The sequence below is a fragment of the Melissospora conviva genome (assembly GCF_049523535.1).
GTDB lineage: Bacteria > Actinomycetota > Actinomycetes > Mycobacteriales > Micromonosporaceae > Melissospora > Melissospora conviva.
The window spans coordinates 211,675-232,333 of record NZ_JBLLDT010000002.1; the positions used below are offsets into that span (position 1 = coordinate 211,675).

The 20,659-nt window shown below is 72.0% G+C and carries 19 protein-coding genes; 6 read left to right on the forward strand and 13 right to left on the reverse strand.

Translation table 11 applies throughout. The features are described from left to right. Positions 1 to 30 precede the first annotated feature (30 nt). Genes ACK8GG_RS06160 through ACK8GG_RS06170 form a run of 3 tightly spaced genes read right to left on the reverse strand, consistent with a single transcriptional unit; the run spans position 31 to position 3,069 of the window. Complete coding sequence (locus ACK8GG_RS06160; protein WP_440355784.1) at positions 31 to 1,101, reverse strand: prenyltransferase; 1,071 nt, start codon at positions 1,099 to 1,101, stop codon at positions 31 to 33. Continuing rightward, positions 1,088 to 1,819, reverse strand: coding sequence for a class I SAM-dependent methyltransferase (locus ACK8GG_RS06165; RefSeq protein WP_440355785.1), 732 nt, complete (start codon positions 1,817 to 1,819; stop codon positions 1,088 to 1,090). The genes ACK8GG_RS06160 and ACK8GG_RS06165 overlap by 14 nt, the downstream gene beginning before the upstream one ends. After that, complete coding sequence (locus tag ACK8GG_RS06170) at positions 1,813 to 3,069, reverse strand: glycosyltransferase family 4 protein (RefSeq protein ID WP_440355786.1); 1,257 nt, start codon at positions 3,067 to 3,069, stop codon at positions 1,813 to 1,815. The genes ACK8GG_RS06165 and ACK8GG_RS06170 overlap by 7 nt, the downstream gene beginning before the upstream one ends. 391 nt (positions 3,070 to 3,460) lie before the next feature. On the opposite strand from ACK8GG_RS06170, the gene ACK8GG_RS06175 reads away from it, so the two are divergent. Continuing rightward, positions 3,461 to 4,357 (forward strand): alpha/beta hydrolase family protein, encoded by an 897-nt coding sequence (locus tag ACK8GG_RS06175; RefSeq protein ID WP_440352985.1) that lies wholly within the window; start codon positions 3,461 to 3,463, stop codon positions 4,355 to 4,357. 84 nt (positions 4,358 to 4,441) lie between these two features. Here the strand turns inward: ACK8GG_RS06175 and ACK8GG_RS06180 are convergent, their stop codons facing one another. Continuing rightward, the gene (locus ACK8GG_RS06180; RefSeq protein WP_440348751.1) at positions 4,442 to 5,029 is read right to left on the reverse strand and encodes a rhodanese-like domain-containing protein; all 588 of its coding nucleotides are present in this window, start codon (positions 5,027 to 5,029) and stop codon (positions 4,442 to 4,444) included. Positions 5,030 to 5,078: 49 nt separating this feature from the next. Continuing rightward, positions 5,079 to 5,348 (reverse strand): metal-sensitive transcriptional regulator, encoded by a 270-nt coding sequence (locus ACK8GG_RS06185; protein WP_440348752.1) that lies wholly within the window; start codon positions 5,346 to 5,348, stop codon positions 5,079 to 5,081. A 101-nt stretch (positions 5,349 to 5,449) separates the two neighbouring features. Here ACK8GG_RS06185 and ACK8GG_RS06190 point away from each other — a divergent pair, with 101 nt between their 5' ends. Further along, positions 5,450 to 6,175 carry a phosphodiesterase gene (locus ACK8GG_RS06190; RefSeq protein ID WP_440355787.1) on the forward strand — a complete coding sequence of 242 codons (726 nt, stop codon included), beginning with the start codon at positions 5,450 to 5,452 and terminating at the stop codon, positions 6,173 to 6,175. 39 nt (positions 6,176 to 6,214) lie between these two features. Here ACK8GG_RS06190 and ACK8GG_RS06195 read toward each other — a convergent pair whose 3' ends face one another. Next, entirely contained in the window at positions 6,215 to 7,867 is a 1,653-nt protein-coding gene (locus ACK8GG_RS06195) for an MFS transporter (RefSeq protein WP_440355788.1), read from the reverse strand. Positions 7,868 to 7,967: 100 nt separating this feature from the next. Here ACK8GG_RS06195 and ACK8GG_RS06200 point away from each other — a divergent pair, with 100 nt between their 5' ends. After that, positions 7,968 to 8,630: a TetR/AcrR family transcriptional regulator gene (locus ACK8GG_RS06200; protein WP_440355789.1), complete on the forward strand. Its 663-nt coding sequence runs from the start codon at positions 7,968 to 7,970 to the stop codon at positions 8,628 to 8,630. A gap of 185 nt (positions 8,631 to 8,815) precedes the next feature. Here ACK8GG_RS06200 and ACK8GG_RS06205 read toward each other — a convergent pair whose 3' ends face one another. Beyond that, positions 8,816 to 10,369, reverse strand: coding sequence for a CocE/NonD family hydrolase (locus ACK8GG_RS06205; protein ID WP_440355790.1), 1,554 nt, complete (start codon positions 10,367 to 10,369; stop codon positions 8,816 to 8,818). A 177-nt stretch (positions 10,370 to 10,546) separates the two neighbouring features. On the opposite strand from ACK8GG_RS06205, the gene ACK8GG_RS06210 reads away from it, so the two are divergent. Next, positions 10,547 to 11,089, forward strand: coding sequence for a TetR/AcrR family transcriptional regulator (locus ACK8GG_RS06210; RefSeq protein ID WP_440355791.1), 543 nt, complete (start codon positions 10,547 to 10,549; stop codon positions 11,087 to 11,089). Between the two features lie 15 nt (positions 11,090 to 11,104). Here ACK8GG_RS06210 and ACK8GG_RS06215 read toward each other — a convergent pair whose 3' ends face one another. The 6 genes from ACK8GG_RS06215 to ACK8GG_RS06240 all read right to left on the reverse strand — a co-directional run bounded on the left by ACK8GG_RS06215 (position 11,105) and on the right by ACK8GG_RS06240 (position 18,407). Continuing rightward, the gene (locus ACK8GG_RS06215; RefSeq protein WP_440355792.1) at positions 11,105 to 12,895 is read right to left on the reverse strand and encodes an IucA/IucC family protein; all 1,791 of its coding nucleotides are present in this window, start codon (positions 12,893 to 12,895) and stop codon (positions 11,105 to 11,107) included. Beyond that, on the reverse strand, positions 12,892 to 13,482 hold the full coding sequence (locus ACK8GG_RS06220; protein WP_440348759.1) for a GNAT family N-acetyltransferase: 591 nt from the start codon (positions 13,480 to 13,482) through the stop codon (positions 12,892 to 12,894). The genes ACK8GG_RS06215 and ACK8GG_RS06220 overlap by 4 nt, the downstream gene beginning before the upstream one ends. Further along, positions 13,479 to 14,771 (reverse strand): lysine N(6)-hydroxylase/L-ornithine N(5)-oxygenase family protein, encoded by a 1,293-nt coding sequence (locus ACK8GG_RS06225; protein ID WP_440352977.1) that lies wholly within the window; start codon positions 14,769 to 14,771, stop codon positions 13,479 to 13,481. Before ACK8GG_RS06225 ends, ACK8GG_RS06220 begins: the two co-directional genes overlap by 4 nt. A 72-nt stretch (positions 14,772 to 14,843) precedes the next feature. Next, complete coding sequence (locus ACK8GG_RS06230; RefSeq protein ID WP_440355793.1) at positions 14,844 to 16,421, reverse strand: pyridoxal phosphate-dependent decarboxylase family protein; 1,578 nt, start codon at positions 16,419 to 16,421, stop codon at positions 14,844 to 14,846. A 98-nt stretch (positions 16,422 to 16,519) separates the two neighbouring features. Then, positions 16,520 to 17,371: a siderophore-interacting protein gene (locus tag ACK8GG_RS06235; protein WP_440355794.1), complete on the reverse strand. Its 852-nt coding sequence runs from the start codon at positions 17,369 to 17,371 to the stop codon at positions 16,520 to 16,522. Between the two features lie 4 nt (positions 17,372 to 17,375). Further along, a complete protein-coding gene (locus tag ACK8GG_RS06240) occupies positions 17,376 to 18,407 on the reverse strand; it encodes an ABC transporter substrate-binding protein (RefSeq protein ID WP_440355795.1) in 1,032 nt (343 codons plus the stop codon). Positions 18,408 to 18,569: 162 nt separating this feature from the next. Here ACK8GG_RS06240 and ACK8GG_RS06245 point away from each other — a divergent pair, with 162 nt between their 5' ends. Both ACK8GG_RS06245 and ACK8GG_RS06250 read left to right on the forward strand, forming a co-directional pair. Then, a complete protein-coding gene (locus ACK8GG_RS06245; protein WP_440356080.1) occupies positions 18,570 to 19,604 on the forward strand; it encodes a FecCD family ABC transporter permease in 1,035 nt (344 codons plus the stop codon). After that, a complete protein-coding gene (locus ACK8GG_RS06250) occupies positions 19,601 to 20,629 on the forward strand; it encodes a FecCD family ABC transporter permease (protein WP_440348764.1) in 1,029 nt (342 codons plus the stop codon). The genes ACK8GG_RS06245 and ACK8GG_RS06250 overlap by 4 nt, the downstream gene beginning before the upstream one ends. Positions 20,630 to 20,659: the final 30 nt, after the last annotated feature.

Genomic DNA, 20,659 nt, shown 5'->3' on the forward strand with positions numbered 1-20,659 from the left:
GGTTTTACCTACGAGCCTTCCTCGGCTCGCCTAGCGGCCGGCGGCGCAGACCAGTTCGGGTGGGCAGGCAGCCGCGCCGGCGTCCGGTTCGCGGCAGCTGTCGCGGAAGATGCCGCTGCGCGGGTGGGCGGCGTGCAGTGCGTCGACGGCCAGCACCACCGCCGCGCCGGTCCAGGTGCTGCGCTCATCCGGCCAGCGGACCTGCTCCGGCAGGACCACTCCGGTCCAGTACGACCCGTCGGCCTCGCGCAGATGCTGCATCGCCGCAACCATTTCGGCGGCGGCGTCGGGCCGGCCGGCGACGTCCAGCGCCAGCGCCAGCTCGCAGGTCTCGGCCCCGGTGATCCAGGGCCGGTCGGCCACGCAGCGCGCCCCCATGCCCGGGGTGACGAACTCGTCCCAGCGTCCGCGCAACCGCTCGCGGGCCTGGTCGCCGGTGAGCGCGCCGCCGAGCACCGGGTAGTACCAGTCCATCGAGAAGCGGCTCTTGTCGGCGAACTCGCCGGGGTGGTGCCGGATCGCGTGCGCCAGCCGGTCGGCGGCGAGTTCCCACTCCGGACGTTCCTCGCCGAGCAGAGCCCCGATCGCCACCCCGCAGCGCAGTGCCTGGTGGATGCTCGAAGAGCCGGTCAGCAGCGCCTGCGGGTCGGTGTTGCCGGCGGCGTCGACCGCCCACCAGATCACCCCGGAGGGCGCCTGGCAGCCGACGGCGAAGTCGAGCCCGGCGCTGACGGCAGGCCAGAACCGGGCGAGGAAATCGGTGTCGGAGGTGCTGAGCCAGTGGTGCCAGACACCCACGGCCAGGTAGGCGGCGTGGTTGGTCTCGCTGATCGGCTGGATGATCTCGCCGTGCCGGTACCGCGACGCCCAGGTGCCGTCCGGTCGCTGCACGCGCCGCAGCCACTCGTACGCGGCGACCGCCTCGGCGTGCAGCCCGGCCACGTCCAGCGCCATCGCCGACTCGACGTGGTCCCACGGGTCGACCTCGCCGCCGGGCACCCAGGGGATGGCGCCGGAGGGCTCCTGGACAGCGGCGATGCTGCGCGCCGTGGCGACGATGTCGTCGGCGGTCAGCACCCCCGGCAGCTCAGGAACCGACATGGGCCGCCACCTTGTCCTTGCGCAGATAGAGCACCACGCTCTTGCCCAGCACCGGGTTGAGCACCTGCTCGGCCAGCCGGGTCACCAGCGGCCGGTCGGTCAGGTCCCAGACCAGCAGCTTGTGGTACGCCCGCACCACCGCCGCGTCGCGCTCCACCCCGACCGCGCACTTGAGCCACCAGTACGGACTGTGCAGGGCGTGCGCGTGGTCGGTGCCGGTGTGGGTGAGGCCGACCCCGGCAAGCTTGCCGGCCAGCTCGTCGGCCTTGTAGATGCGGATGTGCCCGCCCTCGTTGGCGTGGTACTGGTCCGACAGCGCCCAGCAGACCCGCTCGGGCCACCAGCGCGGCACGGTGACCGCGGCCAGCCCGCCGGGCTTGAGGACCCGCTCGATCTCGGCGATGGCGGCGGTGTCGTCGGGGATGTGCTCCAGCACCTCGGAGGCGATGATGCGGTCGAAGCTGGCGTCCGGGAAGGGCAGGTGCCGCAGGTCGCCGCGGACGGCGTTGGCAGTGGCGTCGGCCGGCGCCTCCCCGGCGAGCTCGATCGCGCTGCACCACTGTCGCGTGGTCGCCAGGTCCTTGGCGCTGATGTCGACCGCCACGACGTGCGCACCCCGGCGGTACGCCTCGAACGTGTGCCGCCCTTCGCCGCAGCCGAGGTCCAGCACCCGCATACCGGCCCGGACATCCAGGCGCTCGTAGTCGACAGTCAACATGTTCTCGCCCGTTTCTGCGCTTCGATTGCTTCGGCGTACCAGTCGGCGGTCCGCTGCGCGGTCCGCGTCCAGGTGAAGTTCTCCACGACCCGCGCCCGCCCGGCCGCACCGAGCCGGCGCCGCAGGGCCGGGTCGTCGAGGATGCGGCGGATCGCCCCCGTCATCGCCTCGACGTCGCTCGGCGGCACCTGCAGCACGGCGTGCCCATCGGGCCCGGTCACCTCCGGCAGGGCGCCGGCGCTGGTGGCGACCAGGGCCGCGCCGCAGGCCATCGCCTCGATCGCGGGCAGCGAGAAGCCCTCGTACCGGGAGGGGACCACGGCGACCTCGGCGGAGCGGAAGAGCGCGGCGAGGTCGCCGTCGGAGATCCCGGAGACGAAGCGGACGGCATCGGTGAGGCCGAGCCGGTTGATGCTCTGCTCGGCGGCCCCACCGGGTCGCAGCTTGCCGACGACGACGAGCTCGACGTCGCGTTCGGTGCGCAGCTTGGCGATCGCCTCGATCAGGTCATCGAGTCCCTTGAGCGGCACGTCGGCGCTGGCGACGGTGACGATGCGCCCCGGCACGACCTCGTCGGTGCTGGCCGGCTGGAAGGTGTCGACGTCGACGCCGACCCCGATCACCCGCAGCTGCTCCGGGGTCACTCCGAAGTCGGTGACGATCTCGTCGCGGGCGGCACCGGAGACGGTGGTGAGCCAGGGCAGCCGGCGGGCGACCCGGGCCTGCATGGTGGTGAAGCCGTACCAGCGGCGCACCGAGTAGCGGCGTTTCCAGTCGGCGGCGGCGGCCAGCTCCAGGCGCCGGTCGACGGTGATCGGGTGGTGGATGGTGGCGACCACCGGGACGCCGGTGCGGCGCAGGCCGAGCAGCCCGTAGCCGAGGCACTGGTTGTCGTGCACGACGTCGAACTCGGCCAGCCGCTCGCGCAGGTGCTGCCAGGCCCGCAGGGAGAAGGTCAGCGGTTCCGGGAACCCGGCGGTGATCATGATCGACCACTCGAGCACGTCGACCGGGGAGCGGAACTCCGACCAGTGCGGGGTGCGGAAGGGGTCCGGCTCACGGTACAGGTCGAGGCTGGGCAGGGGCGTCAGGCCGACGCCGGGGTCGAGTTCGGGCAGTGGCTGACCGGAGAAGACCTCGACCTGATGACCGAGCCGGACCAGCTCGCGGGAGAGGTGCCGGACGTAGATGCCCTGTCCGCCGCTGTGCGGCTTGCTCCGGTACGAGAGCAGGGCCACGCGCAACGGCATCGTCACAGCTCCGTCGTCGGGCGCGCGCCCGACGGCGCACGCGCTGGTTGCCCGTGGTTGATGGTCGTGCCCTTCTCTGCCGCCCCCGGCTCACCGGGGACAGCCGGGGTGGAGATCACCGTACCGGGTGGGCATTGCCGGACCGCAAGCAGGCTGAGGTGCCGCAAGGCCCGGGGCGACATCGACCGACGGCACCCGGCCGGGCAAAAAAGTTCTCCGGCAAAGCGTGCGAAACAGGATGGCAACAGACCGGTGATTTAGCCGATGCCGCCGCGGACAACTCCGGCGAAAAATCACATGCATCGATCGGATCCGCGCCACCACCACTCGCCAGAGCGCAGCCGTCGCGGCGCGATCCGGTGCTCCGCTATCCCCCAAAGGAGTGCAGCCCGTGCTACCAGAGACTCTCGCACCCGCCCCCGCGTCGGCGGACGTCCCCCGCCGTCGCCGCCGGTTCGCCCGGTTCTTCTCCGTCGCCGCACTCGCGGTGGCGCTCACCAGCACCGGCGTGGCCATCGCCCCGGCCCACGCCGACGAGATCGGGCAGGCCCCGACAAGCTCCAACATCACCGGCAACGGCAGCTTCTCCGTCAGCTCGGACCGCATCTCCTCGCTGGTGAGCGGCTTCGGCGGCGGGACCGTCTACTACCCCACCACGACCGGCCGCTACCCGGTCGTGGCGATCTCCCCCGGTTTCACCGCGTCCTGGTCGAGCATCTCCTGGCTCGGCCCGCGCCTGGCCTCCTGGGGCTTCGTGGTGGTCGGCATCGAGACCAACTCCCGGCTGGACCAGCCCGCCAGCCGGGGACAGCAGCTGATCGCCGCGCTGAACTGGGCGGTGAACTCGGCCCCGACCGCCGTGCGCAGCCGCGTCGACGGCTCCAACCGCGGGGTCGCCGGCCACTCGATGGGCGGTGGCGGCACCCTGGAGGCGCTCGCCGCCGACACCACCGGCAACGTCAAGGCCGGGGTGCCGCTGGCGCCCTGGAACGCCGACAAGACCTGGAACAACGTCAACGAGCCGGTGCTGATCGTCGGCGGCGAATCGGACTCCGTCGCCTCGGTCTCCAGCCACTCGATCCCGTTCTACAACAGCCTCGCCGGGCCGAAGTCGTACGTGGAGCTGGACAACGCCAGCCACTTCTTCCCGCAGACCACTGACGCGACCACGTCGCGGGCGATGGTGTCCTGGTTCAAGCGCTACCTGAACAACGACCAGCGCTTCACCCCGTTCACCTGCGGGTTCGGCGGCACGGCGGTCTCCGACTTCCGTACCAACGCCTGCTGACCCATTCTGCGAGACGGCAACGGCGGTCACCGTGACGGTGACCGCCGTTGCCGTGTGCGGGTGTCCGACGACAGCCGGGCCGGCTCAGGCCCGGTCTTCGCGCAACTGTCCGACGATGGTCGGCAGGTCGCAGCTCGCGCCCCGGTTGTAGGGGAGCTTGGCCAGCATCATGCCCATCGCGCAGGTGTTGGTGACGGCGGCGAAGGTCAGCCCGGCGCCGATGAAGGCGGCGATCCACTTCAGCCCCGGCACGAAGATCGACGCGAGGATGCTCAGCAGCACGATCGAACCGGCGACCAGGCGGACCTGCCGTTCCAGATCCCACCGCGGCTTGCCCTGCGTCACCGGCGCACCGGCGTTCTGCCAGGCGAGCAGGCCGCCGGTGAGCACCCGCAGCCGCGGCAGGCCGGCGCCGCTGAGCACCTGCTCGGCCTGCCCGGCCCGGGCGCCGGAGCGGCAGATCAGCACCACGTCCTCGTCCAGGTGCGCGCGCAGCTCGGCACGGTGCTCCTTGAGCAGGTCCAGCGGCACGTTGTAAGAGCCGGGGATGTGCGCCGTCTCGAACTCCGCCGGGGTCCGCACGTCCAGTACGCGCACCGTGCCGGCGGCCAGCAGTTCGCCGAGTTCGGCCGGGTCGACGGCGGCGGGACGTACGGCTTCGGAAGTGCTCATTTGTTCCTCTTTCGCGCTACCAGGGTGGGCAGACGTGCCGCGGAATGGTTCAGGCCAGGGTCAGGAAGAGCTTCTCCAGCTCCGCCTCGGTCATTTCCGGCTCTTCGCCCCGCTCCCGGGCGGCGTTGCAGTGCCGCATGCCGGAAGCGATGATCTTGTAGCCGGCGCGGTCGACGGCCTTGGAGACCGCGGCGAGCTGGGTGAGCACCTCCCGGCAGTCCCGGCCGTCCTCCATCATCTCGATCACCGCGTTGAGCTGTCCGCGCGCCCGCTTGAGCCGGGTCAGCGCCTCGGCCGTCATCTCCGGTCGAAGATTCATTACGCCACCTCCCGCAGGCCAGCATACCCCAGGGGGTAATTCGGAAGGGTTGTCCGGCGGGGTGCCGATATTTCCCACCGCCGCGGGGTAACGCCCCGACCATGAGACCCACCGGAACCGGGAGCGCGGCCCGCAACCTCGCCCGGCTGCGCGGCGGCCGGCTGCTGCATCCCCGCGGCCGTTCGTTCACCGCGACCGCCGAGCTGTGGGGACCGCCCGCCGACGCGGTGGCCGACGGCCCCGGCCGCTACCGGGCGACGGTACGGCTCTCCCGCGGGGTACCGACCCCGCAGGGCTGGCCCGACGTGCTCGGTCTCGCCGTGCGACTGCACCGGCCGGCCGGCCCTGTCGACCTGCTCGTCTCCACCAGCGGCAGCTCGCCGCTGCTGCGGCATCTGCCGCTGCCCCGGCGTGACTTCGCCGGCCCGTACAGCAGCATCGCCTCCTACCGGCGGGGCCGCCAGCGGATCTACCTCGCCGCACTGGCCGACCGCCCGCTCGGCAGCACTCTCGACTCCGTCGGTTCCCTGGCCGCGCAGGGCGCGGCGCGGCTGCGGCTGGCCACGGCGAGCGCCACCGGCCTCTGGCGGCCGTTCGCCCGGATCACGCTCGGCGATCCGCTCACCGCGGCCACCGACGCGGCCCTGGGCTTCGACCCGATCGGCAATCATCCGCCCGGGCTGCTCCCGGCGGGACCGGTCCAGCGCCTGCGGGCCGCCACCTATCCGGTCTCCCGGCGCGCCCGCGGGGCGGCCGGGAACCAGCCCGGCCCCGGGCAGGAGCAGGTCGCCGGGGACGACCCGGCACGACGAGGGCCACCGCCCTGACCGGGCAGCGGCCCGGCCCGGCGCCGGGCCGCTGCCCGGTCAGGCGTGGATGACCTCGTCGAGGGTGTGCAGGTGCAGCAGCTCCGCTTCCTTTTCCTTGCCCGGCATCGCGATGAAGGTGCCGACCGCGGCGAGCGCGGCGAGGACCGCGGCGACGAGCATCGCGGAGGTCAGCCCGCTCATCCACGAGGCGAGGGCGGTGTCGAGGAACTGCGCGGCGACCGCCGGCCCGGCGGCCTGCTCCAGCGCGGGCGCGACGCCCATGACGGCGGTCGCGAGGCTCCCTTCGGCCGCCTCGGCAAGCTCCGGCGGCAACTGCGCGGTGGCGTCGGTGACGCCGTTGGAGTACCCGGCGCTGATGACCGCGCCGAGGACCGCGATCCCGAGCGCGCCGCCCAGTTCGCGGACGGTGTCGTTCATCGCCGACCCCATGCCGGAACGGTTCTTCGGCACGGCGGCCAGGATGAGGTTGGTGGCCGGGGTCATCGCCAGCGCCATGCCGCAGACGACGACGATCAGCGAGCCGAGGATGTGCCAGTAGCTGCTGTCGGTGCGCCAGGTGGAGCAGAGGACGAAACCGACGGCGATGACGGCGAGCCCGATCCCGATGGTCACCTTGGCGCCCAGCCGCGCCCAGATCTTCGGCGCGGCCGGGGCGAGCACCATCATCGGCAGCATGATCGGCAGGGTGAGCAGTGAGGACTTGAGCGTGCCGTAGCCGAGCACCAGCTGGAAGAGCTGCGCCATCAGGAAGAACGCGCCCATCAACGCGAAGAACGCCACGGTGCAGGCGATCGAGGAGATGGTGAAGAGCGGGTTGCGGAAGAGCTTCAGGTCGAGCATCGGGTGGTCGGTGCGGGTCTGCCACCAGATGAACAACCCGAGCCCGAGAAGCGCGGCAGCGATGCCGACGAGGATGTCGATCTCACCCAGGCCGTGGCTCGGCGCCTCAATGATCACGTAGACCAGACCGAGGATTCCGACGGTGGAGAGCACGCCGCCGAGCCAGTCGACCGGGGAGTGCTTCTCGTCACGCGACTCCGGGGAGAGCAGGTGGTTGGCCAGATAGGCCACGACGCCGATCGCCACGCTGAAGACGAAGGTCGACCGCCAGTCCCAGATCTCCAGCATGAAGCCGCTCAGCACCGAGCCGAGGGCGGTGCCGATGCCGGCGATGCCGGTCCAGATGGCGATGGCGAAGGCGCGCTGTCCGCGGGGGAAGACAGTGTTGATGATCGACAGCGTGGAGGGCATCACCAGCGCCGCGCCGAGCCCCATCAGGCCCCGGGCGAAGATCAGCTCGCCGCCGTCGCCGGCGACGAACCCGGCGTACGCGGAGGCCGCGGTGAAGACCACCAGACCGATCTGGAGCAGCTTCTTGCGGCCGTACCGGTCACCCACCGCGCCCGCGGTGAAGAGCAGCGAGGCGAAGATCAGGGCGTAGAGGTCCACCACCCAGGTCTGTTGCAGGGTCGTGATGCCCAGGTCCGCCGTCATGCCGGGCAGGGCGAGATTGAGGCTCGAGTTGGCCAGCATGACGACCAGTAGGCTGGTGCACATCGCGATGAGGATCCACCAGCGCCGCCCGTAGGTCGCGGCGTCGATCCCCTCGGCTTCGGCCTCGGCCCAGTCTCGTTGGCGCTTGTCGGCGGCCTTCGCCGCCTTGTCTGCGGGCGGGGCGGAAGCGGTCATCGCTGGTACGTCCTTCCAATGGCGGAGCGCGGGCTCCGACGGTCGTCCGGACCGTACGGCAAACGGAGGAAGCCTCTCCACTTAATGCTAGGGTCGTCACATGGACGCAGCGACGAGCGGCCGTCCGCTGCGGCGCGACGCCGAACGCAACCGGCGCCGGACGCTGCACGCCGCCGAGGAGCTCTTCGCCCGGCACGGGCTGGACGTCACCCTGGACGACGTCGCCCGGCACGCCGGGCTCGGAGTGGGGACGGTCTACCGCCGCTTCGCCAACAAGGAAGAGCTGATCGAGGCCCTCTTCGAGGAGAAGGTCGCGGCGCTGGCGGGGCTCGCCGAACGGGCCGCCGCCGCCCCTGATCCCGGCGCCGCCCTGATCGATTTCCTGACCGAGGCGTGCACCCGGCACGCCCTCGACCACGGCCTGCGCGAAATCAGCCTGAGCAACCGGTACGCCCCGGCACGCATCGCGGTCGTCAAGGAGCGGCTCGTGCCGGCGATCAGGACCCTCGTGGCCCGGGCCCAGTCCGCGGGCGCGCTGCGCGCGGACTTCACCGCGGAGGACGTCCCGGTCGTGCTGCTGATGGTCGGCGCAGCGGCCGACTTCGGCCAGCAGGCCGATCCGCAGGCCTGGCGCCGCTATCTGGTCCTGCTGCTCGACGGCCTTCCCGTGACGCGCCGATGCGCGACCGCCCTGCCCAGACCGTCGCTTACCGAAGAAGAACTCGCCGCCGCAACGGCGCGGTTCTCGCCGCCCCGCCGCTGAGCGCCGACGGCCGGGCGGTGGGCGTCTCAGCCGGGGCCGACCCGGATGCGGCAGCTGCGGCCCGTCCCCCGGCCGGTGCCCGCAGTACGGCCCGTGCCGCAGTGCGGCCGGTGCGGCAGCCCCGCCTGCGCAGGTGTCCGGCGCCGTGATCGGTCGACCACGGCGCCGGACTCAGCGGCCCGCGGTCACTTGACGGGGATGTCCAGGTAGGAGCCGCCCGCGACGGTGATCACGCCGGCGCTGTTCTCCTCGTAGTAGAGCGGGTCGACGGTGTCCACCACGAGGGTCAGCGAGTGCCCGGCGGGCAGGTCGTAGGCGGTCGCCGTCAGGTCGACGTCGAGGCTGCGGTTGCCCGTGCCGCCGGACCAGCTGACCGGCTGGTGGGTGATGAGCTTGGCCCTGCCGAGCCGGTCGAGGTCGTAGAGGTAGGCGACCACGGTCCCCTGCGCGGCGGTACCGGTCAGCTTCAGGTGCAGCTTCGGGATGCCGCGGATCTTGAGCGGGCTGTTCGGCCGCTCGGCCGCCCAGACGCCGGCCCGGGCCCGGTTGACGTGCGGCAGCCAGATCTGGGGCCGCTCGCCGGTGATGGCGGCGAGCCCGTTGGTGATCAGCACGGCACCGCCGTTGGCGATCGTGTCGGCGTCGGCCGGCAGGCTCTTGCTCCAGCCGCCGCTCGGGTTCCCGCCGAGCAGCCCGGTCCCGTCCAGCCGGCGGATCTCGCCCAGGCCGTACCGGCGGGTGGTGTTGTTCAGCGCCGACCAGGCGGGGTAGCTCTCGTACGCGCCGTCGTCGAGCTTGAGAACCACCGGCGCCTCGCCGGCGATGCCGGTGTCGAGCCCGGCGAGGTGCTCGTCGAACCAGCGGGTGGCGCTCGTCCAGACGTCGTTGTCCAGGCCGGCGAGGCCGGTCAGCTCGGCGATGGCGTGGTCACCGGGGCGCAGCTCCAGCCGCTTGGCGGTGGTGAGGCCGCCGTAGAAGTCAACCAGCTGGTTGGCCCCGAAGAACGTGTCGCCCCAGGCGTTGGCGAGCAGCACGGCCGGCTGGTTGGCGTTGATCGCGTCGAGGTAGGTCTCGGCGGAACGCACCTGCGCCCACTGCATCACCTGGTCGATGTTGCGGTTGGCGGAGAAATCGCCGAGCTTGCCGGTCAGCTCGGCGCCGGGGTTGCCGAGCAGCTGTGCGGTCAGCGACAGCAGCCCGGTCGACTGCTTGTGCCGGGTCTGGTCGCCGTAGAGGGAGTAGACCAGGTCGGTCCAGCCGCTCATCGCGGCCACCGCGCGGATCCGCGGGTCGAACGCGGCGCCGAGCAGGCTGATCCCGGCGCCGTACGAGATTCCACCGGCGCCGATGCGTGCCGGGTCGGCGGCGGTGTTCGCGATCGTCCAGTCGACGACCTTCGACAGGTCGGCCATGTCCCGGGGACCCGCGGTGTCGATCTCGCCGCCGGAGGCCCACCAGCCGCGCGGGGTGTAGGAGACGACGACGTAACCGCGGGCGGCGAGCTTCTTCGCCTGGACCAGGTACTCGAGGTCGTTCAGGCCCCAGCTGGAGGGGAAGATGATCGCCGGGTAGCTGCCCGGCGCCGACGGGGCGATGTGGTTGGCCTTGAGCGTCACGCCGTCGCCGGCGATGTCGACGAAGCGCAGCGGGGTCGTCGACAGGGTGGTCGCGGCCGCCTGGACCGGGGCGGGAGCGGCGGAGGCGGCGGGGACTGCTGCGGCCCCGCCGAGAAGGGTCACCGCTGCCACTATGGACAACAGTCGGCTGGTCTCAAACTGGCGGCGTCGCGCCATGCGTGCTCCTCATAGGGGATTGACGTGGGGGTGGCCGCAGCGTAGGGACCCGTACCGAGAATCAAAAGATCATGACATTATCGTTACGCGTGAGTAACATCTGTCGGTTCAAGGAGTGTGGCCGTGCCGTACGGAGTCCGCACCTCGCTTCGCCGGGACGCAGAGCGCAACCGGACGGCCATCGTGGAGGCCGCCTGTGACCTGATGACGAGCGCACGCGCGGGCGTCGGCCTGCCGGAGATCGCACGGCACGCGGGCGTCGGTCAGGCCACCGCGTACCGGCACTTCCCGGACCGGCGTGCCCTGGCCGCCGCAGTGCTCAGCTATCAGTTGGACCGGCTCGGCGAACTGGTCGCCGCCACCGCCGACCAGCCCCACGCGTTCCGGATCCTGCTGCGCGAAGTGCTGACGAACGTGGTGGTAATGCGCCCGCTGGTGCGCCTCGTCCAGGAACTCGATCCGCAGGTCCGCGCCCGCTGCCAGCGCCGGATGACCACCACGCTCGCCCCATCGCTTCGGCTTGCCCAGGAGCACGGCCAGGTCCGGTCCGACCTGGTCCCGGACGACCTGGTGCTGCTCTTCCAGATGGTCAACGGCATCGCCGAGACGACCGGCCAGTCCGCTGCCGCCATCCGCGCGATCGACCTGGCCCTGCACGGCCTGTGACCCGCTGCCGGGCCGTCAAGCCGACGGCGCGAAGCGGGCGATCGGGTTGGCGAGCTCACCGGCGAACTGCAGCGCGGCCGACGGGTCGGCCAGATCCACCATCTGCTGGTTGTTGCGCAGTTGCAGCCGGTTGAGGCAGGAGAGCGCGAACGTGCCCACGAAGAGGTCGTACCGCCGGAACCGGTCGGCCAGGTGCGGCGCGCGCCGCTGGTAGTCCGCGACGCAGTCGGCGACGGTACGCCAGAACGTCTCCTCGGTCAGCACCTCCTCGGTGACCAGGGTCGCGCTGAGGAAGCGCAGGAAGCAGTCGAAGACGTCGGTGAAGACGCAGAGGACCTTCTCGTCGTCGGGGATGTCGGCCCGGATCCGCGCCACCGCCGCCGGCAGGTCGGCCTGGGCGTCCATCACCACGATCTCCTCGGCGATGTCCTTGAAGATCACCCGCTGCACCCGGGAGCCGTCGAGCACCAGGATGACGTTCTCACCGTGCGGCATGAACGCCAGGTCGTAGGCGTAGAGGCAGTGCAGCAGCGGGGTGAGGTAGGCATCCAGGTACTGCCGCAGCCACACCCCGGGCGCCTGCCCGGAATCGGCGATCAGCGCCGCGGCCAGGGAGCGTCCGTCGCGGTCGAGGTGGAGCAGACTCGCCATCGTGGCCAGCCGCTGACCGGCCGCGAGCCCCGGCACCGGGCTCTCCCGCCACAGCGCCGCGAGCATCTTGCGGTACGGCGAGTACCGGTCGGTTGCCGCCTCGTACTGGCGGTGGCGGTAGCCGACGGCGGCCCGCTCCCGGATGATTGTCAGCCCGGTGGCGCGCAGGAGTTCGTCGCCGGCGATGAGCGCGGCGAGCCAGTCGTTGATCGCCGGGGTCGCCTCCATGTACGCCGCCGACAGGCCCCGCATGAAGCCCATGTTCAGCACCGACAGCGCCGTCTTGACGTAGTGCTTCCCGGGTGCGGTGACGTTGAAGAAGGTGCGGATGGACTGCTGGGCGAGGTAGGAGTCCGGCCCCTCCCCCAGCACCACCAGCCGGCGGGACGCCAGCTCGCCGGCGAAGGTGACCGCCAGCTTGTGCCACCACTGCCACGGGTGCACCGGGATGAGGTGGTGATCGGCCAGGTCCAGCCCGAGTTCGGCCATTGTCGCGGCGAAGCGGTTCCGGGTCGCCTCGTCCAGTTCGCCGGCGATCAACCGCTCGTAGTCCAGGTCGTCGGCGCAGGTGAAGACCGAGTGTTCGCGGGCGGCGGCCAGCCAGATCAACCGGACCGGGCGGGCTGCCTCCGGGGCGTACGCCCGGTACTCGTGCACGCCGAAGCCGAGCCGGCCGTTGTTGGCGACGAAGCACGGGTGCCCCTCGGTCATCCCGGTCTCGATCTCCTGGAAGTCGGCCTTGGCCAGCTCCGCGGCCCCGACCGGCGGCGCCGCCAGCTTGTACGCCGTACCGGCCAGCGTGGAGGTGATCTCCTCCAGGTAGACGGGGAGGATCTGCGCGCTCAGCCCCAGCGGGCCGGCGAACTCGATGCAGAAGTCGACGGCGTCCGGCGGCAGCTGCGCACCGTCGCGATGGCGGATAATGCTCTCGGCGTCGATCTGCCAGTGGTCCAGTGCGAGGAGCCGGGCACGGAACCGGTACTCGACGGCGCCGTCGTCGCTGCGGACGGCGAAGTGGTCGGCGCGCCCCGGCACCGGTTCGGGGTGCAGCAGCCGCTCGTGGGAGAACTCGGCGAGCGCCTTGCGGACCAGCAGCCGGTTGGCGCGGTCCCAGTGCTCGGGGCGCAGGTGGGCGACGGCGTCGGTCGGGTTCACGCGGTGACTCCTCGGGCCGGGTCGGGCAGTCCGGTGGTGGTCAGGAACCGGTCACGGGTGCAGAAGCTCAACAGCGCCCGCTTCTCCGGTTTGGTGATCGGGCCGGCGACGTCGAAGCCGACGGCGGCGTTGAGGCGGTGCACGGCGGTGTTGCGCACGTCCGGCTCCACCACGACGCGGCGCACCGCGGGGTCGGCGAAGAGCCAGGCCAGCACCGTCGTGATCACCGCCAGGGTGAAGCCGTGCACCGGCTGCCCGGTCGGCGCACAGAGGAAGTGCATCCCGATGTCGCCCGGCTCGGCGTCATAGCGGCCGGCCAGTTCGACGTGGACGGGATCGTAGCGCTCGGCGAGGAAGGCCGGCCGGCCCTCGTGCAGGCCGAGGAACGCCTCGTGGTGCGGGTCGGCGGCGATGCGGCCGTACTCGGCGGCGACGTCGGCCGGCTCGGCGTCCTGCATCATCCAGTACGCCGCCTTCGGGTGGGTGACCCAGCCGTGCAGCAGCGCGGCGTCGGCCGCGACGTCCAGCGGCCGCAGCGCGAAAACCCCGAGCCGCGGATCGGTCCGGGCGAAGACGACCGTGCTCACGCCGCCCCACCCGCCGGTACGCCGAACTCCTGGAAGGTGATGCTCTCTTCGATCGGGTAGCGCTCGCGGCCGAGCAGTTCCCGGATGATCCAGGAGTTGCGGTACGGCCCCATGCCCAGGTCCGGGGAGGTGACGCTGTGCGCGTGGGTGCCGGCGTTCTGCAGGAAGATGCCGCGGCCGGTGACGTCGACGCTGTAGTTGCGGGCGATGTCGAAGCGGCCGTGGTCGTCGAAGCGGAGCCGGTCGCGCACCGGCGCGAGGAAGTCCGGCAGCCGGTACCTGTACCCGGTGGCGAGCACCAGCCCTTCGGTGCTCAGGGAGAAGTCGCGCTCCTGCTCGAGGTGGCGCAACCCCAGGGTGTACGTCCCGGTCGCCGGGTCGTACGCCGCCTCGGTCAGAGCGGTGTTGGTCAGCAGCCGGGTCGGCAGCGGGCCGGGGATGCTCTTGGTGTAGAGCAGGTCGTAGATGTCGTTGATCAGGCTGGAGTTGATCCCCTTGAAGAGGCCCTTCTGCACCGACTCCAGCCGGTAGCGGGTCTCCTCGGGCAGGGCGTGGAAGTAGTCCACGTAATCCGGCGAGGTCATCTCCAGGGTGAGTTTGGTGTACTCCAGCGGGAAGAACCGCGGCGAGCGGGTCACCCAGTTCAGCCGGTACCCGCGGGTGTCGATCTCGGTGAGCAGGTCGTGGTAGATCTCGGCGGCGCTCTGCCCGCTGCCGACGACGGTGATGCTCTCCTTGGTCTGCAGCTGTGCCTTGCGCTCCAGGTACGCCGAGGTGTGCAGCAGGTCGCCGGCGAGGTCGCGAACCGCCGCGGGCAGGTACGGCTCGGTCCCGGTGCCGAGCACCAGCCGGCGCGCCGAATGGGTCTGCGTCTCGCCGGTGGCGCCGATGTGGACGGTCACGGTGTAGCAGTCCCCGGCCGCCTCGTACGTCACCTCGGTGACCCGGTGCCCGAAGCGCAGGTTGCCGAGCTTCGCCGCGGCCCACCGGCAGTACGCGTTGTACTCGCTGCGCATCGGGAAGAAGCTCTCCCGGATGTAGAACGGGTAGAGCCGCCCGCTCTCCTTCAGGTACTGCAGGAACGAGTAGGGCGAGGTCGGGTCGGCCAGGGTCACCAGGTCGGCGATGAAGGGCGTCTGCAGGGTGGCCGACTCCAGCAGCATGCCGGGGTGCCAGTCGAACTCGTCACGCGCCTCGAAAAAGAGCCCGTCGAGGTCGTCGAGGGGCGCGGTGAGGCAGGCCAGCCCCAGATTGTAGGGGCCCAGGCCGATGGCGATGAAGTCGTACATGAAGTCTCCGTACGCTCGGTGCAGGGGTGAGCGGGGCCGGTCGGCGGGCGCCGGCCCGGGTGGCGCGGCGGTTCAGGCCGGCTGGCACTGGAGCCGCCGGTCGAGCCTCTCGGTGAGGTACTGCCGGGCGTGGGTGACGATCAGGTCGCGCACCTGTGCGACGTCGTCCAGTGTGGTGGCCGGGTTGAGCAGGGTGAACTTCAGGTAGTGCCGGCCGTCGACGCGGGTCCCGGCGACCAGCGCGGCGCCGGAGGCGGCCAGCGCCTCCCGCGCGTACAGGTTGGCCTCGTCGGCCAGGTCCCGGGCCGGTCCCGGTTCCGGCAGGTACCGGAAGACCACGGTGCTCAACTGGGATCGGGTGACAACCTCGAAACGCGGGTCGGCCTCGAGCAGCTCCCAGGCCCCGGCGGCCCGGTCGACGACCTCGTCGAAGAGGGCGCCGATCCCGTCCGCTCCCATGATCCGCAGGGTCAGCCAGAGCTTGAGGGCGTCGAAACGGCGGGTGGTCTGCAGGCTCTTGTCGACCTGGTTGGGGATGCGCTGCTCGACCATCCGCGCCGGGTTGAGGTAGTCGGCGTGGTAGGTGGCGTGCCGCAGCACGACGCGGTCGCGGACCAGCAGGGCGCTGGAGCTGACCGGCTGGAAGAACGACTTGTGGTAGTCCACGGTCACCGAGTCGGCCTGCTCGATGCCGGCCAGCAGGTGCCGGCGCGTCGGCGAGACGAGCAGCCCGCAGCCGTACGCCGCGTCGACGTGCAACCAGACGCCGGCCTCGGCGCACTGGCGGGCGATCTCCGGCAGCGGGTCGATGGTGCCGAAGTCGGTGGTGCCGGCGGTGGCGACGACGGCCATCACGGGCAGATCCTCCCGGCGGCACCGGTCGAGTTCGCGGGCGAGTGCGGCCGGTGACATCCGCCGCCGATCATCGGTTGCCAGCGGCACCACCGCCTCCGGGGAGAGCCCGAGCAGGGTGGCGGCCTTGCGGATGCTGAAGTGGCCCGCCTCGGAGGTGAGGATCCGCAGCCGCGGCAGCAGCGCCGCTCGTTCGGCCGCACCGGCGCCGGCGGCCAGGCACGCCTCCTCACGGGCCAGCAGCATCGCCTGCAGGTTGGACTGGGTGCCGCCGCTGGTGAAGATGCCGTCGGCGGCCGGGCCGAGGCCGATGCGCTCCGCCGTCCAGTCGATCAGCCGCTGCTCGATGAGGGTCCCGCCGGCGCTCTGGTCCCAGGTGTCCAGCGAGGAGTTGACAGCGGTCAGCACCGCCTCGCCGAGCAGCGCCGGGATGACCACCGGGCAGTTGAGGTGGGCGAGGTAGCGCGGGTGATGGAAGTAGACGGCGTCGCGCAGGTAGACGGTGTCGAGCTCGTCGAGCGCCGCGGTGACGTCGCCGAGCGGCCGGTCCAGGTCGATCCCGGCGACCTGCGGCGCGAGCCGCGCCGGGGTGATCCCGGTGAACGGGTGCCGCGTGCCGGCGATCCGGTCGGCGACACGCTCCACTCCTTCGGCGAGGACCTGCCGGTACGCGGCGGCGGTGTCGTTGGTGAGCAGCTGTTCGCGCGGGCCCGCCGGGCCGGCGGGCCCGGCGGACGGCGGCGCGCCGTCGGCAGCCTCCGACCTGGCACTGTGGACTCTCTGTCCCTGCAGCCTCATGACGGTCCTTCGCGATCGTGAACAGTTCGGGGCACGGCGCAGCGCACCGCGTCGGTGCCCGGGCAGCACCCGGGCACCCGGCGAGCGGTGAGGTCGGGTCAGTCGGCGGCCTCGGCGCGCAGGTCCTCCTCCGATGCGCCGCGGCGCCAGTAGCCGGAGAAGGTGATGCTGCGCCGCGGCACTCCGCGATCGTTGACCAGGTGCCGGCGCAGGTCCCGCACCACCCCGCACTCGCCGGCGAGCCAGGCGTAGGGCGTGCCGGCGGGCCAGCGGGCCGTGCGGAGGGCGCCGGCCAGCCGGGACGTACCGCCCGCATCGCGGAACAGCCAGGTCACCTCGGCGTCCGCGCAGGTCGGCAGCGCCTGCATGTCGGCGAGCCGGGAGACCTCGATCCAGGCCCTGACCGGCGCGCCGGCGGGCAGCCCGGCCAGGATGGCGCCGATGGCCGGCAAGGCACTCTCGTCGCCGGCCAGCAGGGTCCAGTCGGCCGAGGGCGCGGGCCGGAAACCGACGCTGCGGTTGTCGGCGACAGCCGGCCCGAGCAGCACGACCCGCTCACCGCCGCGGGCCCGGCCGGCCCAGCGCGATGCCGGGCCGGTCAGCCCGTGCAGGGCGAAGTCGACGTCGACCTCGCCGGCCTCGGGACGCTGCGTCCGGACCGTGTAGGAGCGCATGACCGCGCGCACCTGCGGGTCGAGGGCACGCCAGCCGGCGAACCAGCCCGCCCCCGCCTCGATCGGAACCAGCGGCTCCTCCTGACCGGGGTGGGGCAGGAAGAGCGAGAAACTCTGGTCCCGGCCGCCACCGGCGAAGTCGCGCAGGTCGGCGCCGTGCAGGGTGATCCGGACCATGCCGGGGCCGAGCGGGCGTACCCGCGCGACCTCGGCCCGGAAGAACCGGAACTGGCCCGCGATGAGCGCGGCCGGAGCGGTGGCGGTGACGGTCGTCATCGGATCAGGCGAGCTTCCTGGCGTCGCGGATCGCCCCGGCGAGGCTCTCCAGCAGCGGCGCGGCACCGGCGTAGGAGAAGCGTGGCACCGAGTCCCAGCCGGTGATCTGCCCGGCCTTGACCGCCGGCAGCTGCGCCCAGGTCGGCTTGGCCGCGAGGTCGGCCGGCTGCAGGGCCACTCCGCGACGGTCGAGCAGGATCAGGTCCGCCGGGTACTTGTCGGCGTTCTCCCAGCTGAGGGACTCGTAGTAATCGCCCGCGTCGAGCTTGTCCGGCCTGACGATCTCCACGCCCAACTCGGCGAAGTACATCAGGTCGGTGTTGACCTGCGGGTTCGAGGCGTAGAGCACGTCGGCGCTGCCGGAGGCGGCCAGCACCTTGATGCCCGGGTTGGCGGCGACGGCGGCCCGCACCGCTTCGGCTGCGGCATCGAAGCGCTCCTTCGCCGCGGTGTTCGCCTGCGACTTCAGGTCCGCGCCGAGGGAGGCGGCCAGCTCGGCGTAGCGCTCGATCGGCTTGGTCATCGGCACCCGGGCGGTGGTGATGGCGACACTCGGGGCGAGCTGGAGGATCTTGTCCTTGCTCTCCTCCGGTACGTACCAGAGCGCGCCCGGGTCGTACATGTGGGTCACCAGCAGATCGGGGTTGAGCGCGGCGTACTTGTCGAGGCTGAACTCGCCCCACACGTTTCCGAGCACTTCGACGCCGGCGACGTCGAGGTCGCCCGCCTGCGGGTCGGCTTCCCCGGAGGGGAGCAGGGTCTCGCCGAAGACACCGACGATCTGCTTGTCCACTCCGAAGTCGACCAGCGCGGCGGCGGTGCCGGTGAAGGCGACGATGCTCTTCGGGGTGGCGTCGGTGCGGACGCTCTCGTTACGGTCGTCGGTGAAGGACCAGGGGCCACCGTCGGCCTTCTTGCCGGAGGTGGAGTCCGACTCCCCCTTGCCACAGGCGCCGAGCAGCACCCCGAGCGTGATCGCACCACCTGCGGTGAGCAGACCGCGGCGGGACAGGTTGGTGGTTCTGGCATTCAGCATGGAATCTGTCTCTCTTGCAGATGCGGGCGACCCCGAAGGCCGTCATCCGTTAGGCTTGCCTAACCTTGGTCAACATAGCCTAACCTAAGTCGCCCGCCAAGATGGGGCATCCGACGACTTCTCACCACTTCGGAGCAGAAACTGCCTCCCACTGATCAACTCATCGGATTCCGGGCGCCACCCGCCCCGCGCGAACGACCGACACGCAGCCGCTCCGCACTCCGTGGCGCAGGGCTGATCGGCGCGGCCGCCGTGCTGATCGCGGTCGCCGCGGCGAGCATCGCCGTCGGCGCCCGGCCCCTCGGCCTCGGCGAGGTCTGGCACGGATTGATCGACCCCGCCTCCGCGCACTACGCCGTGGTGCACGAGATGCGCCTGCCCCGCACACTGCTGGGACTGCTCGCCGGCGCGGCACTCGGCCTCGCGGGTGGGGTGATGCAGGCGCTGACCCGCAACCCCCTCGCCGACCCCGGTCTGCTCGGCATCAACGCGGGAGCCTCCGCCGCCGTGGTGACCTCGACCCTCTTCCTGGGCATCGGCGGCCTCACCGGCCAGATCTGGTTCGCCATGCTCGGCGCCGCCGCCGTGTCCGTGCTGGTGTACGCCGTGGGCGGTGGACGGGGTGCCACCCCGGCCCGGCTGGCGCTGGCCGGCGCCGCGCTCAACGCCGCACTCTTCTCCTACGTCAACGCGGTGATGCTGCTCGACGCCGCGGCCCTGGAGAAGATGCGCTTCTGGACGGTCGGTTCGCTGGCCGGCGCCGACCACACAACGGTCGTACGGGCGCTCCCCTTCGTCGCCGCCGGCCTGCTGATCGCCCTGGCCACGGCGCGACCGCTCAACGCGATGGCGCTCGGGGACGACTCCGCGCGGGCGCTCGGCGCCCACCCGGCGCTGGTCCGCGCCGCCGCGATCGTGGCGATCACGCTGCTCTGCGGCGCGGCGACGGCCGCCTGCGGGCCGTTCGTCTTCGTCGGGCTGATCGTGCCGCACCTGGTCCGCGGCCTGACCGGCCCCGACCTGCGCTGGCTGCTGCCCTACTGCGCCCTGCTGGCCCCGGTCCTGCTGCTCGGCTCCGACGTGCTGGGCCGCGTGCTCGGGCGCCCCGGCGAGCTGCAGGTGGGCGTCATGACCGCCGTCCTCGGCGGACCGGTCTTCCTCTGGCTCGTCGTACGCCGGAAGGGGATCCGGACATGATCGTGCTCCGCACCCCGAACGGCTTCTCCGTGCGGCTGCACCCCCGGCCGCTGGCGGTGGGGACCGGCTGCGCCCTGCTGGCGCTGGTCGTCGGTGTCCTCTCCGTCGGCGGCGGCGACTACCCGATCGCCCCCGCCGAGGTGCTGCGCACCCTGGCCGGCGGCGGCACCCCGGCGCAGGACTTCATCGTTCTCGAACTGCGGCTGCCCCGGCTGGTGACCGGCCTGCTGGTCGGGGCCGCGCTGGCGCTGGCAGGTGCGGTCTTCCAGTCGCTGGTACGCAACCCGCTGGGCAGCCCGGACATGCTCGGCTTCACCCAGGGTGCTGCCGTCGGCGCCCTGCTGGTGGTGGTCGCCGGCGGCAGCACCCTCGCGCTCTCCGCCGGGGCGCTCGCCGGCGGCCTCGCCACCGGCGGACTCGTCTACCTGATCGCGTGGCGGCGGGGCGTGGAGGGCCAGCGGCTGATCCTGGTCGGCATCGGCACGGCCGCGATCCTGACCGGCGTCAACGGCTACCTGCTGACCCGCGCCCAGCTCACCGACGCCTCCCGGGCGATGCTCTGGCTGACCGGCAGCCTCGACGGTCGTGGCTGGACGCACGCGGTGCCGCTGCTGGCCGCCCTGGCGGTGCTGGTGCCGCTGGTGCTGCTGGCATTCGGCCCCGCGCTGCGGATGATCGAGATGGGCGACGACGCCGCCAGCGCTCTCGGCATCCGCGTCGAACGGGTCCGCCTGATGTTGCTCGCCGCGGCGGTGCTGCTGGTGTCGCTCGCCTGCGCGGCGGCCGGGCCGGTCTCGTTCGTCGCCCTGACGGCGCCGCAGCTGGCGAAGCGGCTGACCCGCGCGCCCGGGCCGAACCTGCTGCCGGCGCTCAGCATGGGCGCGGTGCTGCTGGTGACCGCCGACTGGGCGGCGCAGCGCCTCTTCACCGGACACCAGCTCCCCGTCGGCGTCGTCACCGGCGCCATCGGCGGGGCCTACCTCGTCTGGTTGCTCGCCACGTCCCGGCGGGCGGTACGGCTATGACACCTGCGAGCATCGGCGGGGAACGGAGCA